Raw genomic sequence first — 14,858 nt, 5'->3', positions numbered from 1 at the left:
GTCTAGGCTTGAATTCGTGAATTCAGTGCCTGATCCGCTTCTCGGTGCCGTCATCGACGAGCGATATCTCATCCGTGCCCGCATTGCCCGCGGCGGCATGGCTACCGTCTATCGCGGTACGGACCAGCGGCTTCATCGCGATGTCGCGATCAAGATCATGCACCCACACCTCGCGGACCAAGACGAATTTGTTGAACGGTTCCACCGCGAGGCACTCGCCACGGCGGGACTCTCCCACCCCCACGCCGTCGCTGTCTATGACGAGGGCGCCTTCACGTCCGACTCGTCCTCGCAGACGGCCTATCTTGTCATGGAGTACATCTCCGGTCCCGACCTGCGCACCGAACTCAGCCGCCGTGGTTCTTTCCCGCTTGGGGTTGCGCTCGAGATTGTGGCACAGGTTCTGTCAGCACTCGGTACAGCCCACCGATCTGGCCTCGTCCATCGAGACGTCAAACCAGAAAACGTCCTGCTCGTCGACGGCGAGCAGCTGACCGCGAAAGTCACAGACTTCGGGCTTGCTCGGGCGGTGGCTGCGGCCAGCTCGACGCGGGCTGGCACAGTGCTAGGGACTGTCGCCTATCTCGCTCCGGAGGTACTTCAGGAGCAGGCGACAGCTCGGTCCGACATCTATTCGGCTGGGATCATGCTCTATGAGCTCATCGCCGGAGAAGCACCCTTCAGTGCCGACACTCCGATTGCCCTCGCATACAAGCATGTCAACGACCCCATGCCGCGTCTATCGACAATAGCGCCGTGGATCCCCGCCTCCGTTGACTCTCTTGTCGGCGTTCTCACTGCGAAGGATCCCAAACACCGCCCTGCTGATGGGATTGAGGCGCGGGACCGAGTGCAGGAGGTCCTTGCGAACCTTGATGACATTGTCGCGAAGCGCCGAATCGCGGTCACTCCGACGTCGTTCCATGAACGCACCGATGATGATGCTGAGGCGTCTGTCCCGAACGACACGAGAGCCTTCACGCCTGCCCACCGGACAGCACAGCTCACCGCTCCCCCGGTACTGAGCCGAGGCCAGGAGATTGCCCGCCAGCGCTCAGACGCGAACCGGACGCCATCGTCGACATCGTCAAAAGTGTGGCGCTGGATCATCACGCTGCTCCTCATCGCTGCAACCGCCGCCGGCATCGTCTGGTATTTCACCGCCGGGCCAGGGATGAGGATCAGCCTGCCAGATGTGACAGGCCGCGACGAAGCGGCAGCGGTGACGATCATCGAAGAGGTCAACCTCGTCCCGGAGCTCGAATACGAGTATTCCGACGATGTTCCACAAGGCCGGGTCATCGCCACGGACCCAGCCATCCCCGCTCAACTGTCACGGGATGAGGGAGTCACACTGACGATCTCACTCGGTGTCGAACAGGTGAGCGTGCCGCCAGTTGTCGGTTTACCGCTCGGAACTGCCGAACAGCAGCTTCGCGATGCTCGGCTCGTGCCCGAGGTTGAGGAGGAGTATTCGGCTTCGGTTCCCGCCGGTAGCGTCATCGCCCAATCGGTTCCTCCCGCCACCGAGGTCGACCACTCCACACCAGTGACGATCGTCGTCTCCCTCGGCAGGGAGCCGGTCGAGGCAGTGGATGTGCGCGGACTGTCCTTCGCAGATGCGGCTGCGGAGCTCGAGAGCGCCGGCATCGTCGTCGAACGGGCCGAAGCCTATTCAGACACAGTGGAGGGGGGTGCGGTCATCTCCCAATCGGATATTGGCACCGTCTACCGCGGTGACACGGTGACCATCACCGTGTCCCTAGGACCGGAACTACTCCAAGTACCCGACGTGTTTGGACTACAAAAGGGTGAGGCAGCCGGCATACTCGAGGACGCCGGTTTCACCGTCGAGTTCGAGAACTTCCTCGGCGGCATTTTTGGGACTGTCCGCGACCAGTCGATCCCGGCCGGAGAGATGCATCCAGCGGGCACAGTCGTCGTCCTCACCATCGTCTGACGACGCGGGCTATGTCCCGCTCTCGCTGGACGTCGGGGTCCTTCACGTCGACGTGGAGGACGCACAAACAGGGCGGGGCGGGCCGGCAACGCACCGACCCGCCCCTCAAAAAACTGACTAATCGGAGCGCAGACCGCTGGTCCTCGCGCGCAGCATCTGCGAGACAAGGAACGCGAGCTCGAGCGACTGGCCGTGATTGAGCCGCGGGTCGACGAGCGTCTCGTACCGCTGGGAGAGGATCTCCTCCGACAGCTCCTCAGAACCGCCGAGAACCTCCGTGACTGAGTCGCCCGTCAGCTCGATGTGGAGGCCGCCGGGGATCGTGCCGAGGCTGTTGTGGACCTCGAAGAACCCACGCACCTCGTCGACGACGTCGTCCATCCGGCGAGTCTTGTACCCGTTGGTCGCCGTGATCGTGTTCCCGTGCATCGGATCCGTCACCCACGTGACCGGACGACCGTCAGCGCTCACGCCCTCAACGAGAGCAGGGAGAAGCTCGCGCACCTTCGACGAACCAAGACGAGTGATGAACGTGAGGCGACCCTCCTCGCCCTCCGGATTGAGCTTGTCCAGAAGTCGGAGCGCGTCCTCGACGGTACTTGTCGGCCCGAGCTTGACCCCGATCGGATTCCGGACCCGGGACAGCATGTCGACGTGGGCACCATCTGCCTCCCGCGTCCGCTCACCAATCCACACGAAGTGGGCCGATGTGTTGTACGGGGCCGACGTCCGCTGGTCGATGCGGGTCATCGCGTTCTCGTACTCGAGGAGCAGGCTCTCATGGGAGGAGTACATGTCGACCGTGCGCACCGCGGGCGAGTCAATGCCAGCGGCCTTCATGAAGCGCAGAGCCCAATCGATGTCAGCCGCGATTGTCTCGTACTTCTTGTACGCGGGGTTCTCGGTGAAGCCCTTGTTCCACGCGTGCACCTCGGACATGTCGGCAAAACCGCCGCCCGTAAACGCGCGGATTAGATTGAGGGTCGTCGCTGAGCGGTGGTAGGCATCGATCATCCGCTGCGGGTCCGGAATCCGGTCCTCAGGGGTGAACGCGTGGCCATTCACCGCATCTCCCATATAGGCGGGCAGCTCGATGCCATTCCTCGTCTCCATCGGATTCGAGCGCGGCTTCGCATACTGACCTGCCATACGGCCGATTTTGACAATCGGGAGGGCGGCCCCGTACGTGAGGACGATGGACATCTGGAGGATCGTCTGGATCTTCGCACGGATCCTGTTCGCAGAGACAGAGTCGGCGAACGTCTCGGCGCAGTCACCGCCTTGCAGGATGAACGCCTCACCCCGGCCAGCCTTCGCGATCTCCGCTTTGAGGGTATCGGCCTCGCCTGCGAAAACGAGCGGAGGCATCGACCTCAGATAGGTCGCGGCGCGACGCACCTCATGAGGGTCGGGCCACGCTGGCTGGTGTTTCGCGGGGAGGTCGCGCCACCGCTCCAAAGAGCGGTACATTTCGGTTTCACGTTCAGACACAGATCGATCCTAATCCACGGGGCCTGCGCGGCGGGACGTGCCCACCGCGCAGGCCGACACTAGTCGGCCTTGAGAGGCTGGCCTATCGTTGACATGACATCCTCGAACCACGGGACGAACATGTTGAACGCCTTCCCGCCGGCGATGCGGGAGAACGCAATCGCCTTGAGCTTGTTGCCGTCCTCCTCGTCGTGGCCGACGACACCGGAATCGCCCCGCAGGGCGGACTCGACTGCATAGTCGACCATGCCCTTGATGAGACGCAGATCCTCGTTGCGAGCACGAGCGGCGCGCGAGTAGTAGCCGGACTTCTGGACCATGACCTTCTCGGCGCCCAGGCGCTCGGCAAACTTGTCAGCAAACCACTTGCCGGGGTTGATCATATCGAGCTTGACGTGACCAAACGGGTCACGCGGGACCTCTTCACCGGAGGCTTCAAGCTCCTCGACGATTTCGTCGACGCCAGCGCCCTCCGAGAGGAAGATGTTGACGTTACCGAACTCGTCCATGATGCCGCGCAGACGCTCGACCTCGGTTCCGAAGTCGATGTCCATCTCCGGCAGGTAGACGGCGTGGATGTCCCAGCGTTCCTTCATCAACCCTGCAGAAGGCACCCACTCCTGCTGTTCGACCCACTCGCGGTAGTCCGCAGCGGCTCGGGCGGTGAGGTAACCGCAATGGCGGCCCATGACTTCATGGATGATGAGCATGCGGGGGGACGAGCGATGCTCACCAATGATGTTGACGGCATACTCTGCCGCTTCCTCAGCGGCGGTCAGGGCGCCAAGCGACTGGGCGATCGGGATGATGTCATTGTCGATCGTCTTGGGCAGACCGACGACAGTCAGCTCGTACTGGTGCTCGTGCAGGTACGCGGCGAGATCTGCTGCTGTGGTGTTCGTGTCGTCACCGCCGATTGTGTGCAGAACATCGACACCGTCTTGGCGAAGACGCTCGGCCGCGACCTCAAGCGGGTTTTGGCCCTCCTCGACAAGGCCGCGGTTCACGAGATCATCGACGTTCGTGAGTTTGACGCGCGAGTTGCCGATCGGAGAACCACCGAACAGGTGAAGGCGGCTCGCGTTGGCGCGCGCCTCCTCGTCAAATACGATCTTATTGCCGGTGAGGAGTCCGTGATAGCCGTACTGGTAGCCGACGATCTCGATCTCGGGGTCGAGTTCGGTGTAGCGCTCGATGAGCCCGCCAACGGCGGAGGAGAGGCACGGTGCGAAACCACCGGCAGTCAGGATTGCGACACGGTTGAGGGCCATGGTTAACCTTCCAATCGGGACAAGACGAACACCATTCTATCTGCCTTATGATCGAAACCATGGCTCCTCAAGATGAAGATGGACTCGCCGGCGGCACCGACTGGGAGCGCTACGCGGCGGAGATGGGCGACGCGTGGAAGGCTTCGCCGGGGCCGATGTCTGATGAGCCGCGCGAAACAGAGCCTGCAGGTCCACGCGATTGGACTCAGGGAGAGCTCGACGACGAGAAGCCCGAGGCCGCTGACGACGTGCTCGACTCCACATATGAGGCCCAGGACCCACCGTTCGCCACGCGACTGGAGAAGATTCTCCTCGCCGTCGTTGTCATCAGCATCGTCCTCATCATTCTCTCCGAAATTTCCGTCATTACTCTGTCCCCAACCATGTTTATTGTTGTCGTTGTCGCCGCAGGTGCGGCGGCGGTCGCCTGGATCATGTCCTACGCGACCGGTAGCGAGGACGACGACGGGATGCGGGTGTAGTGGCAGGACGGCTTGCCCTTGAGGATGCGAGACGCGCGCCGGAAGGCATCGACGTCCAAATGTCGTTCGCAGATCTCGGCACAGACCTGCGGAACGTCACCTTCGTCGTCGTCGATCTCGAAACGACAGGCGGACGGCCCGGCGCTGAGGAGATCACGGAGATCGGAGCGGTCAAGTCTGTCGGCGGCGAGGTTGTTGGCGAGTTTGCGACCCTCGTTAACCCGAATCAGCCAATCCCTCCCTATATTGCGGTCCTCACCGGGATTACGACCGCAATGGTCATGGAGGCGCCGCGGATCGCGGAGGTTCTGCCCGAGTTTTTCGAGTTTGTTGGGGCTAGCCCCGACACGGTTCTCGTCGCGCACAATGCCCGCTTCGACGTCGGTCATCTCAAGGCGGCTGCCGCCGCCCTCGACCTGCCGTTCCCGCCGGTCATGACACTCGATACGGTCCAACTGGCGCGAAGGACGATTACAAGGGATGAGACGCCAAACTACAAGCTCGCCACCCTCTCCCGAGTCATCGCCACCGAGGTGACACCGACCCACCGCGCTCTGGACGATGCGCGGGCAACCCAGGAGCTCCTGCAGTTCATCCTGGGAAGGCTCGGCCCGCTCGGTGTCAGCCACCTCGAAGACCTCAAGACGGTCAGCGACCCGGTCCCGTATCGGCGCCGACTCAAAGCGAACCTGGCCGACGGACTCCCCCGCACACCCGGGGTGTACCGCTTCATCGGACCTTCCGGTGATGTTCTGTACGTCGGTACGTCAGTCAACGTCTATAAGCGCGTGCGCCAGTACTTCACTGCGGCCGAAAAACGCACCCGCATCGCCGAGATGGTCGACCTCGCCGTCCGAGTCGAGGCGACACCGACAGCGACACGCCTCGAGGCCCAGGCCCATGAGCTACGAGACATTCAGAGGTTCGACCCGCCCTACAACCGGCGCTCCAAGCGGCCCCAGAACCGTCCGTGGCTCGTTCTGACAAACGAGCCTCATCCGCGGCTGTCGATCGTCCGCTCAGTTCCCGCCCACGATCTGCACAATGCGCTCGGGCCATTCACGACGATGAAGGCTGCGAAGAAGGCAAAGGACCTGCTCGAACGCGTGACGAACGTACGCACATGCACGAACCGATTACCGCTTGCCGCCGCGCCGAGGTTCCGTGCCTGTTCACTGTTGGAGATGGGAAGGTGTTCCGCACCCTGCGTGACCGGAGAACCCCAGCGAGCTCTCGAGAGTGCACGCAGAGCCCTGTCCGGGCTCGTCGACGAGGCCGTTGAGCACGCCATGGCGAACCTGCGACTCTTGGCCTCCCGGGAAGAGTTCGAGCGTGCGGCCGATGAACGGGATCGGCTGTCCGCGCTCGTGACGACCGCTGCCCGGAGGGAACGGCTCACCCTGCTCGCGGCAACAGCCGAAATCCGAGCGACGAAGCAGACGGAGCACGGCTGGGAGACAATCGTCGTCCGATGGGGGCGGCTCGTCGGTACGGCTGTCGCGTCCAGCCTTCATGAGGTCGTCGGCGTTGCGGAGGCGCTCGCCGCGACAACTCCAGCGGTGGATGAACCCACGACGGCGTGCGGGGCCGCTCCCGTTGACGAAATGCAGCTACTGTACGACTGGATCTTCTCACCCGGCACCCGCCTGCTCAGCTCGCCCGAGCGGCCGCTGGCGGTGCCGAGACGGTCGGCCCAGCGCCACCGGATCGACGTCGAGCGGGAGCATGTCTCCTCAGCGTGAGGCGTAAGCTTGGAGCATTGAGGAAAGGACTTGTAATGCTCACAGCAATTGTGCTTATCACCGCCGATAGCAGCCGGATCCCGGAGGTCGCCGAGGGTATCACCCAGATCCCGGGCGTCTCCGAGGTGTATTCGGTCACGGGAGATCGTGACCTCGTCGCGATCGTCCGCGTGTCCGACCATGACAAGCTTGCTGATGTCATCGCTGACAAAATGGGCAAGGTCGAGGGCGTCAACGACACGACGACGTACATCGCATTCCGCGCGTACTCCCAGCATGATCTCGAAGCAGCATTCCACATCGGACTCGACTAAGCCCCACCCACCGGGTACGGACTGAGGGTTGGCAGCGGGTGCTACCAACCCTCATAGCGGCCATTCGACCGCGAGCAGTACAGAATTAGGCGCGGGAGAGCCGCACCCAGCGCGTGAGCAGATCAGAGGCCCTGCCTGAATCGATCGTGTCAGCCGCGACGTCGATGCCGCGCAGCAGACGCTCGATGAGCGTGCCGGACGTGGGATCGAGACCGGGCAGACGACCATCCGCCACGAGGGCGCCAGCAGAGTTGAGCAAGACAGCCTCCCTGGCGGCTCCCTTCTCACCTTCGAGAACGCTCCTCGCCACCCGCGCGTTGTATGCGGCATCATCACCGAGAAGATCCTCCACTGTCGTCGGGGTCATGCCAAGCTCGACAACGGCGTCAATCTCCGTGTACGTGACCCCACCATCGCGAACTTCCCACACCTGATTGGCGCTGACAGTGCTGAGCTCGTCCATCGCATTAACTCCCCTGAAAACGAGGGCAGAGTTGCCGCGCTCAGCAAGAACGCCAGCAACGATCGGTGCATGACGGGCGCTGGAGACGCCGATAGCGGCCGCGCGGGGCCGGGCCGGGTTCGTGAGGGGACCGAGAACATTGAAAGCGGTGCCGACTGCAAGCTCGCGACGCGCGACGGCAGCGTGCCGCATCGACGGATGAAAGAGATTGGCGAAGAGGAATGTGATCCCGAGTTCGTGGAAATTGTCGATCACCCGCTCCTTCGGCAGGTTGAGATCGACTCCGAGTGCTTCGAGACAATCGGCCGAGCCGGACGATGATGATGAGGCGCGGTTGCCATGCTTCGCAACCTTGACCCCGGCAGCGGCGATGACGAGAGAGGACATGGTCGAGATGTTGACTGTCTTTAAACGGTCCCCGCCGGTCCCGACGATGTCGAGGGTGTCGCCGTCAATCGAGACGGGGGTCGCGTGAGCAAGCATGGCGTCGGCCAAGCCACGCAACTCATCGACGGTCTCTCCCTTGGTGGCGAGCGCCGTGAGGAAGCCGGCAAGAATGACGGGCGACGTCACTCCAGACATGACCTCGTCCATCGCCCACGCCGTGTCCGACCGTTCGAGATCTTCGTGCCGGATAACGCGCGAAATGAGGTCGGACCAGGTCCGTCCGCTCATCGCGCCTGCACTCCGATGAGCCTCGTCACCTTCTGCTGGATCTCGCGGGGGTTAATCGGGAACGTCGTCGTATCCTCCGCTGTGGACCAGCGGGCGAGCCACTCATCCTGTGGGCGTGCGATGAGGAGAAGGATGGGCGGGCAGTTCTGAACCTCGTCCTTCAGTTGCTTTGCTAGGCCCATGCCGCCGACCTTGGCTGCCTCGCCGTCAAGGATGAGGAGGTCAAAGACTTCTTGCTCGAGCAGGTCGAGGACACCGAATTCTGTTGCCGCCTCAAACCACTCGATCGTCGGCGCCCCCTTGCCGGGCCGGCGGCCCACGGCCGTCCGGACCTCCGCTCTCGTCGCCCGGTCATCGCTGTAGACCATGATCTTTGCGGCAGTCTTCGCCTGCGCGACCTCGGCATCCGCAGATCGTACGAGATCCGACATGCTGTCCTCCATCCAGAACTGGGTAAATACGGGGTCATACTATCGCGACATCGGCACTTTCATGGCCCCCGTCCGGGCCAGACTCCGAGATTCTGCAGCCGCAGTCCGTGCGCGACACACGTCGAGCGGCACCCAGGCACCGGTCTATATCGGTCGTGAACGAGCAAGGGAATCCACCGGTTCGTCGCCGAATCGCTCGTCAGGAGGATCGGAATAATGGGACAAATCACCCAGATCTAGGACCTTCAGCCTAGAAAAAGCAGACGTTACGCGCTTTTTGAGACATAATGTCTACTGTGAGTACAGCAACCTCGGCTGCCCCTCGTGCGCCACAGATTACGCGTCCCAATACCCTGTCCGTGGGTATCATCGTTTGGCTGTCCAGCGAGCTCATGTTCTTCGCCGGGCTTTTCGCCATGTACTTCACGCACCGGTCCGTCGCGGGCCAGGCGGTGTGGAGCGAAGCGGCCGAAGCCCTTAACGTTCCATTCGCCGCGATTAACACCCTCATCCTCATGACATCGTCGATCACGTGTCAGTTCGGTGTGTGGAAGGCAGAGAAGCTCATCGCACGTCGTGACGGCAGCCTGCTCAACGTGCGGCGGTGGGGAATGACCGAGTGGTACATGCTGACCTTTATCCTCGGCGCTATCTTCGTTTCGCTCCAGATTTTCGAGTACGCCGAGCTCGTCTCGCACGGAGTGACAATTTCTTCTGGATCCTACGGCTCCGTCTTCTACATCACGACCGGTTTCCACGCGATCCACGTCGCTGGCGGCCTCGTCGCCTTCCTCCTCATCATCGGACGTTCTCGACTAACGAAGAGGTTCGGGCACCAGGAGGCCTCGACCGCCGTCGTGACCTCGTACTACTGGCACTTCGTCGATGTCATTTGGATCGCACTCTTCTTCATCATCTACATCCTCAAATGATGCTCCCCGTCCACCTCACTCCACAGATCAAGCGAGGCCACGTTGTTCACCGCTAAAGCCAGACGAAGCCGGTACGCCCCGGTCATCCTTCTCCTCTTGGCGCTCTTCGTCACGGCCGGCGCCTACGCCCTTATGTCGCCGGGAACCGCGACCGCTACTGCCGGCTCATCGAATGTGCAGGAAGGCGAGGCCCTTTTCGAGTCGAATTGCTCAACGTGCCACGGCGTCGATGGTGCGGGCACCGATATCGCCCCAGCCTTGACCGGCGTTGGAGCTGCGTCCGTACACTTCCAGATGATTACCGGCCGCATGCCCATGGCGAGCAATTCCCCCCAGGCTGAGGCTAAGCCCCCGCAGTTCACGGAAGATCAGATCATGGATGTCGCCGCGTACGTCGCGACGCTCGGCCCCGGGCCAGCGATTCCGACCCCGGACATGGTCGACCCCGCGGGCGGCGATCCCGCGTCGGGTATGGAACTGTTCCGCACAAACTGCTCGATGTGCCACAACGCTGTCGGCGCTGGCGGTGCTCTGTCGGGGGGCAAGGTAGCGCCTTCTCTCATGGACTCGACGCCGGTTGAAATCTACGAAGCCATGGTGACTGGCCCGCAGTCGATGCCGGTGTTCAACGACTCGAACATCACCCCGCAGGGCAAGCAAGACATCATCGCCTACATCAACTACCAGCAGGAAGCTGAGTCGGTCGGCGGCAATAACCTGGGCTCGATCGGCCCGGTCGTCGAGGGCATGTGGATTTGGATCATCGGTATCGGCGGTCTCTGTGTCATCGCCGTATGGATTGGAGCGAAGAAGTCTTGAATAAGGACATCCAGCCAGCAACATCCGTGAACAATCTTCCGCAGGAGCGGTTCGAGAACCCGGGTCTGGCCCCGCATGTGCCGCGCAAGAACGAGTCTGACCCGAAACTGAAAAGGCGCGACTCGCTCATCGTCACGGCGGTTTTCGGACTGTCGGCTCTTGCCTCGCTCGCGGCAGTCGTCCTCTACTTCGTCCTACCCGACTACACGACGCTCGGCAACATCAGGCTCGGCAACCTCGTGCTCGGACTCGGACTCGCCATCGGCTTTGGCGGCATCGGTTTCGCGGCCATTTACTGGGCGAAGTCGCTCATGAACGATGAAGAGATGGTCGAGAAGCGCGCGACGTCGCGCACGTCGTCCGAGGAGCAGGCTCAGGCGGCCGCGATCATGCGCCAGGGAATCGCCGATTCCGGTGTCGCCCGCCGCCCATTTATCACCGCCGCACTCGGCGGTGCGCTCGCGCTTGTTCCGCTCCCCTTTCTCGTTCCCCTCATCGGTAACCTCGGCGAGAGCGGTGGCTGGGACATCAGCAAGCTCAAGCACACGATGTGGGAGCGTGGCCGCCGCCTCATGACTGACGGCCCGCACGACATGTCGCGGCCAATCAAGATGGAAGATGTGACGATCGGGTCGGTTTTCCACGTCATTCCCGAGGGTCTCAACGACCTCTCCCACGCCGAAGGGTACGCCGAGGAAAAGGCGAAGGCAGTCGTCCTTCTCATCCGGCTTGACGAGAAAGATCTCAAGGAGCCCGAGAACTCGCTGGATGGCATCGTCGCCTTCTCAAAGATCTGCACCCATGTCGGGTGCCCGGTGGCGCTCTACGAACAGCAGACGCACCATCTGCTATGCCCGTGCCATCAGTCAACATTCGACGTATCGGACGGAGCGAAGGTCGTCTTCGGTCCCGCGAAGCGGCCGTTGCCGCAGCTACCGATCACGGTCGACGACGAGGGTTACATCATTGCGGACGGCGACTTCCCCGAGCCCGTCGGCCCGAGCTACTGGGAGCGTAAGAAGTGACGACACCAAAGTACACGCAGGCCCCGAAGAAGAGCGGCGGGGCGTACAACTACGTCGATGAACGCGTTGGGCTCTCGGGCGTGGTCAAGGGATTCGCACGCAAGATTTTCCCAGACCACTGGTCATTCCTGCTCGGCGAGATCGCTCTCTACTCATTTATCACGCTCATCCTCACCGGCATCTTCCTCGCCATGTTCTTCGTGCCGTCGATGGGTACTGTCACGTACCCTGCAGATGCTCTCCCGGTGACGGAGCAGGGCAACGAGATGTCCGAGGCATACGCCTCCACCCTGCGGATCTCATTCGAGGTTAAGGGCGGGCTTCTCATGCGGCAGATGCACCACTGGGCAGCTCTGCTGTTCATGGCCGCGATCGTCGCCCACATGTTCCGCGTCTTTTTCACGGGCGCCTTCCGCAAGCCACGTGAACTCAACTGGTTGGTCGGCTTCACGCTCCTCATCCTTGGCCTGCTCGCCGGTTTCACCGGCTACTCCCTTCCGGATGACGTGCTCTCCGGTAACGGCCTCCGCATCGCCGATGGTGTGGCGAAGTCAATCCCTGTGCTCGGCACCTGGGTCTCCTATGCGCTGTTCGGCGGGGAGTTCCCCGGCACAGAGATCATTCCCCGGCTTTTCACACTCCACATTCTCGTCGTACCGGGTCTCATCCTCGCCCTTGTCGGACTCCATCTGCTCATGGTCGTCGTCCACAAGCACACCCAGTACCCCGGCCCCGGGCGCAAGCAGAACAATGTCGTTGGGTTCCCGGTGTTTCCCGTCTACGCGGCGAAGGCCGGCGGCTTCTTCTTCATCGTGTTCGGCTTGATCGCTCTTCTCGGGGCGACGCTATCGATCAATAACGTGTGGAGTTACGGCTCTTACGATCCATCACCGGTCTCCGCCGGTTCTCAGCCTGACTGGTACATGCTGTTCCTTGACGGCGCGTTGCGCCTCATGCCCGGCTGGGAATTTGTGCTCTTCGGATTCACCTTCCCGATGTCGATCCTTATCCCTGGTGTCGTCGTCCCCGGCATCCTGTTCACGACGCTGGCGATCTACCCGTTCATCGAGGCCTACGCGACCGGTGACAAGCGCGAACACCACATCCTCGATAGGCCGCGCAATGTCCCGGTCCGCACCGCGATCGGCGCTGTCCTCATCGTTCAGTTCATCATCCTTGTCATCACCGGGTCGAACGACATCATCGCAACGCACTTCGAGTTGTCAATCAACGGCATCACGTGGGTGTTACGGATCCTCTTCCTCATTGCACCTTTCATCACGTTCTGGGTCACGAAGAGAATATGCCTGTCTCTTCAGCGCCGAGACCGAGAGCTTGCTCTTCACGGTCATCCGACCGGTAAAGTCATCCAGACCGAGGACGGCGCGTTCCACTCCGTGCACCGTCCCCTCGACAACTACGAGCTATGGACTCTCGTCCAGCACGACGCTCACCGTCCCATCGAGGCCGGAGCGGAAGTCGACCCTGACGGTCTGCCGAGGAAGGAATACAAGAGCCTCAAACGTCGCTCGGCGATATCCCGCTTCTTCTTTGAAGATCGCGTCGAACCGGTGACGAAGAGTGAACTGGCCGCCGCCCAGGCATCGCGCCACCAGCTGGGGCACGGCGCCGATCGCACGGGAGGCTCGGTCGCGCAACTCGAGCGCACCCGCAAACACCAGATTCGACCGTGATTTCGCCATGAGCGGGTTCGGTAGAACCGCGACCGTTCATGAGAGAGACTGAGACAACATTGATCCCCGTTACAGGGATCGGAACATGGAGGATATTCAATGGCACAGTACACACTGCCCGAACTCGATTACGATTACGGTGCGCTCGAGCCCCACATCTCCGGCAAGATCATGGAGCTTCATCACAGCAAGCATCACAATACGTACGTGACCGGGGCGAATAAGGCGCTTGAGAACATCGCCGCAGCGAGGGAGGCGGGTGACTTCGGGACACTCAACCAGTTCCAGAGAGACCTCACCTTCAACCTCGGTGGCCACATCAACCACTCCATTTTCTGGAAGAACCTTTCTCCGGACGGCGGAGGACAGCCCGAAGGTGAACTCATGGAGGCGATCAAGGATGCGTTCGGCTCCTTCGACACCTTCGTCAGCCAGTTCACCGCTGTCGCCACCGGTATTCAGGGCTCCGGCTGGTCCGTGCTCGCTTACGACTCGGTCGCAGGCAAGCTCACGACCTTCCAGCTGTACGACCAGGCGAACAACGTACCCGTCGGCACGCTTCCGCTCCTCATGCTCGACATGTGGGAGCACGCCTTCTACCTCGATTACCTCAACGTCAAGGCGGACTACGTCAAGGCGTTCTGGAACATCGTCAACTGGCAGAACGTCGCTGCTCGCCTCGACGACGCCAAGAAGGCCGTCATCGTCAAGTAGTAGCGCTGGCGTTGCGCAGTGGGTGGTCGACTCCTGTCGGCCACCCATTCTGTTGCCCACCCCAGGAGCACACAGGGCGACATCATTCTCCTCCGTGCACAGGATGCTGCTCATGAGCGCTACGACGGCCAAATCCCGGGTAGGTTCATCCGAAGATGTCCCGAGGTAAGGAGCGCGCCTTGTCGACCAGCTGGAAAGGGATTGAGCCCCATACTCACAGGCGATTCAGCCGACGGGTGCCAATGCGTGCCGTTATCGCCGGGTCGCTTGTGACTGTAGCCGGTGTCCTAGGCTTCGCAGGCGGCACGCATGGCGATGCTGACGTCACACCCGCATCCGAGACGCCATCTCAGTCTCGGACGGACGCTCCACGCGCGGTTGCCGCACCAATCGACCCAGCACCGGCGCTGCCCTCTCCCCCGGTGCCGTCTTACACTCGTGCGCCGGTCACACGGTCCGCCGTGACCACGGGTCTGCACACACTACTCGTCGAGGAAATGGCGGCGCTGGGTCTCCGCTCCACAACGATCGACGAATCCGTAGCTGGCGTCGCCGAGTGCATGGTCGACAGCTTCTTCGACGAGGTGTCGGCCGAAACTCTCAACGCGATCGCGTCCGGTGATTCTGGCGCGGATATCAGTGACTACGAGGCAATCGTCGCAGCCGTCGACGAATGCTCGGATACCCCCGATTGAACGCCGACAGCAGTGGATGACGGGATTCCGTCCGTCGAGCTTCGAATCGGGGAAACAGCGGGCAGAACCACCCTTCACAAGGGCAGGACATGTTGGCACTACTGTGTTAGGTTGTCGTGCAAACCACGTCATTCACGTAATGACACGGGC

The 14,858-nt window shown here is 61.9% G+C and carries 14 protein-coding genes; 10 read left to right on the top strand and 4 right to left on the bottom strand.

Annotation, left to right across the window (positions count from 1 at the left end):
• Positions 1-16 precede the first annotated feature (16 nt).
• Entirely contained in the window at positions 17-1,960 is a 1,944-nt protein-coding gene (pknB, locus tag H7E91_RS02045; RefSeq protein ID WP_182353414.1) for a Stk1 family PASTA domain-containing Ser/Thr kinase, read from the top strand.
• A gap of 117 nt (positions 1,961-2,077) precedes the next feature.
• Here the strand turns inward: pknB and H7E91_RS02040 are convergent, their stop codons facing one another.
• Together H7E91_RS02040 and H7E91_RS02035 are read right to left on the bottom strand one after the other, a co-directional pair.
• Positions 2,078-3,430, bottom strand: coding sequence for a class II 3-deoxy-7-phosphoheptulonate synthase (locus tag H7E91_RS02040; protein ID WP_182353593.1), 1,353 nt, complete (start codon positions 3,428-3,430; stop codon positions 2,078-2,080).
• 80 nt (positions 3,431-3,510) lie between these two features.
• Entirely contained in the window at positions 3,511-4,722 is a 1,212-nt protein-coding gene (locus H7E91_RS02035; RefSeq protein ID WP_182353413.1) for a pyrophosphate--fructose-6-phosphate 1-phosphotransferase, read from the bottom strand.
• Positions 4,723-4,781: 59 nt separating this feature from the next.
• Between H7E91_RS02035 and H7E91_RS02030 the strand changes: the two genes are divergently transcribed.
• The 3 genes from H7E91_RS02030 to H7E91_RS02020 are packed head-to-tail and all read left to right on the top strand — an operon-like array spanning position 4,782 to position 7,260.
• Entirely contained in the window at positions 4,782-5,204 is a 423-nt protein-coding gene (locus H7E91_RS02030; RefSeq protein ID WP_182353412.1) for a hypothetical protein, read from the top strand.
• Positions 5,204-6,946 carry a DEDD exonuclease domain-containing protein gene (locus tag H7E91_RS02025; protein WP_182353411.1) on the top strand — a complete coding sequence of 581 codons (1,743 nt, stop codon included), beginning with the start codon at positions 5,204-5,206 and terminating at the stop codon, positions 6,944-6,946. The genes H7E91_RS02030 and H7E91_RS02025 overlap by 1 nt, the downstream gene beginning before the upstream one ends.
• Positions 6,947-6,981: 35 nt before the next feature.
• Positions 6,982-7,260 (top strand): Lrp/AsnC family transcriptional regulator, encoded by a 279-nt coding sequence (locus H7E91_RS02020; RefSeq protein WP_182353410.1) that lies wholly within the window; start codon positions 6,982-6,984, stop codon positions 7,258-7,260.
• Positions 7,261-7,345: 85 nt separating this feature from the next.
• On the opposite strand, the gene trpD is transcribed toward H7E91_RS02020, so the two are convergent.
• Together trpD and H7E91_RS02010 are read right to left on the bottom strand one after the other, a co-directional pair.
• A complete protein-coding gene (gene trpD / locus H7E91_RS02015) occupies positions 7,346-8,398 on the bottom strand; it encodes an anthranilate phosphoribosyltransferase (RefSeq protein ID WP_182353409.1) in 1,053 nt (350 codons plus the stop codon).
• Positions 8,395-8,829 carry a PleD family two-component system response regulator gene (locus H7E91_RS02010; protein WP_182353408.1) on the bottom strand — a complete coding sequence of 145 codons (435 nt, stop codon included), beginning with the start codon at positions 8,827-8,829 and terminating at the stop codon, positions 8,395-8,397. Before H7E91_RS02010 ends, trpD begins: the two co-directional genes overlap by 4 nt.
• 287 nt (positions 8,830-9,116) lie before the next feature.
• Between H7E91_RS02010 and ctaE the strand changes: the two genes are divergently transcribed.
• The 6 genes from ctaE to H7E91_RS01980 all read left to right on the top strand — a co-directional run bounded on the left by ctaE (position 9,117) and on the right by H7E91_RS01980 (position 14,708).
• Entirely contained in the window at positions 9,117-9,761 is a 645-nt protein-coding gene (gene ctaE, locus H7E91_RS02005) for an aa3-type cytochrome oxidase subunit III (protein WP_182353407.1), read from the top strand.
• Positions 9,762-9,803: 42 nt separating this feature from the next.
• A complete protein-coding gene (qcrC, locus tag H7E91_RS02000; protein ID WP_241698308.1) occupies positions 9,804-10,580 on the top strand; it encodes a cytochrome bc1 complex diheme cytochrome c subunit in 777 nt (258 codons plus the stop codon).
• Positions 10,577-11,605: a cytochrome bc1 complex Rieske iron-sulfur subunit gene (gene qcrA / locus H7E91_RS01995; RefSeq protein WP_206680330.1), complete on the top strand. Its 1,029-nt coding sequence runs from the start codon at positions 10,577-10,579 to the stop codon at positions 11,603-11,605. Before qcrC ends, qcrA begins: the two co-directional genes overlap by 4 nt.
• On the top strand, positions 11,602-13,299 hold the full coding sequence (gene qcrB / locus H7E91_RS01990) for a cytochrome bc1 complex cytochrome b subunit (protein WP_182353405.1): 1,698 nt from the start codon (positions 11,602-11,604) through the stop codon (positions 13,297-13,299). Before qcrA ends, qcrB begins: the two co-directional genes overlap by 4 nt.
• 99 nt (positions 13,300-13,398) lie before the next feature.
• Positions 13,399-14,013, top strand: coding sequence for a superoxide dismutase (locus tag H7E91_RS01985; RefSeq protein ID WP_182353404.1), 615 nt, complete (start codon positions 13,399-13,401; stop codon positions 14,011-14,013).
• A gap of 242 nt (positions 14,014-14,255) precedes the next feature.
• Entirely contained in the window at positions 14,256-14,708 is a 453-nt protein-coding gene (locus H7E91_RS01980) for a hypothetical protein (protein WP_182353403.1), read from the top strand.
• Positions 14,709-14,858: the final 150 nt, after the last annotated feature.

The organism is Flaviflexus huanghaiensis, from assembly GCF_014118685.1.
In the GTDB taxonomy this organism is placed as follows: domain Bacteria; phylum Actinomycetota; class Actinomycetes; order Actinomycetales; family Actinomycetaceae; genus Flaviflexus; species Flaviflexus huanghaiensis.
Note: the sequence above shows the minus strand (reverse complement) of the source record. Positions and strands in the feature narration are given on the sequence as shown.

Bases quoted from the DNA above. Each gene is read 5' to 3' on its own strand.
- H7E91_RS02040 (WP_182353593.1), bottom strand. From the start codon at position 3,430: ATGTACCGCTCTTTGGAGCGGTGGCGCGACCTCCCCGCGAAACACCAG.
- H7E91_RS02035 (WP_182353413.1), bottom strand. From the start codon at position 4,722: ATGGCCCTCAACCGTGTCGCAATCCTGACTGCCGGTGGTTTCGCACCG.
- H7E91_RS02030 (WP_182353412.1), top strand. From the start codon at position 4,782: ATGGCTCCTCAAGATGAAGATGGACTCGCCGGCGGCACCGACTGGGAG.
- H7E91_RS02020 (WP_182353410.1), top strand. From the start codon at position 6,982: ATGCTCACAGCAATTGTGCTTATCACCGCCGATAGCAGCCGGATCCCG.
- trpD (WP_182353409.1), bottom strand. From the start codon at position 8,398: ATGAGCGGACGGACCTGGTCCGACCTCATTTCGCGCGTTATCCGGCAC.
- H7E91_RS02010 (WP_182353408.1), bottom strand. From the start codon at position 8,829: ATGTCGGATCTCGTACGATCTGCGGATGCCGAGGTCGCGCAGGCGAAG.
- ctaE (WP_182353407.1), top strand. From the start codon at position 9,117: ATGTCTACTGTGAGTACAGCAACCTCGGCTGCCCCTCGTGCGCCACAG.
- H7E91_RS01985 (WP_182353404.1), top strand. From the start codon at position 13,399: ATGGCACAGTACACACTGCCCGAACTCGATTACGATTACGGTGCGCTC.
- H7E91_RS01980 (WP_182353403.1), top strand. From the start codon at position 14,256: ATGCGTGCCGTTATCGCCGGGTCGCTTGTGACTGTAGCCGGTGTCCTA.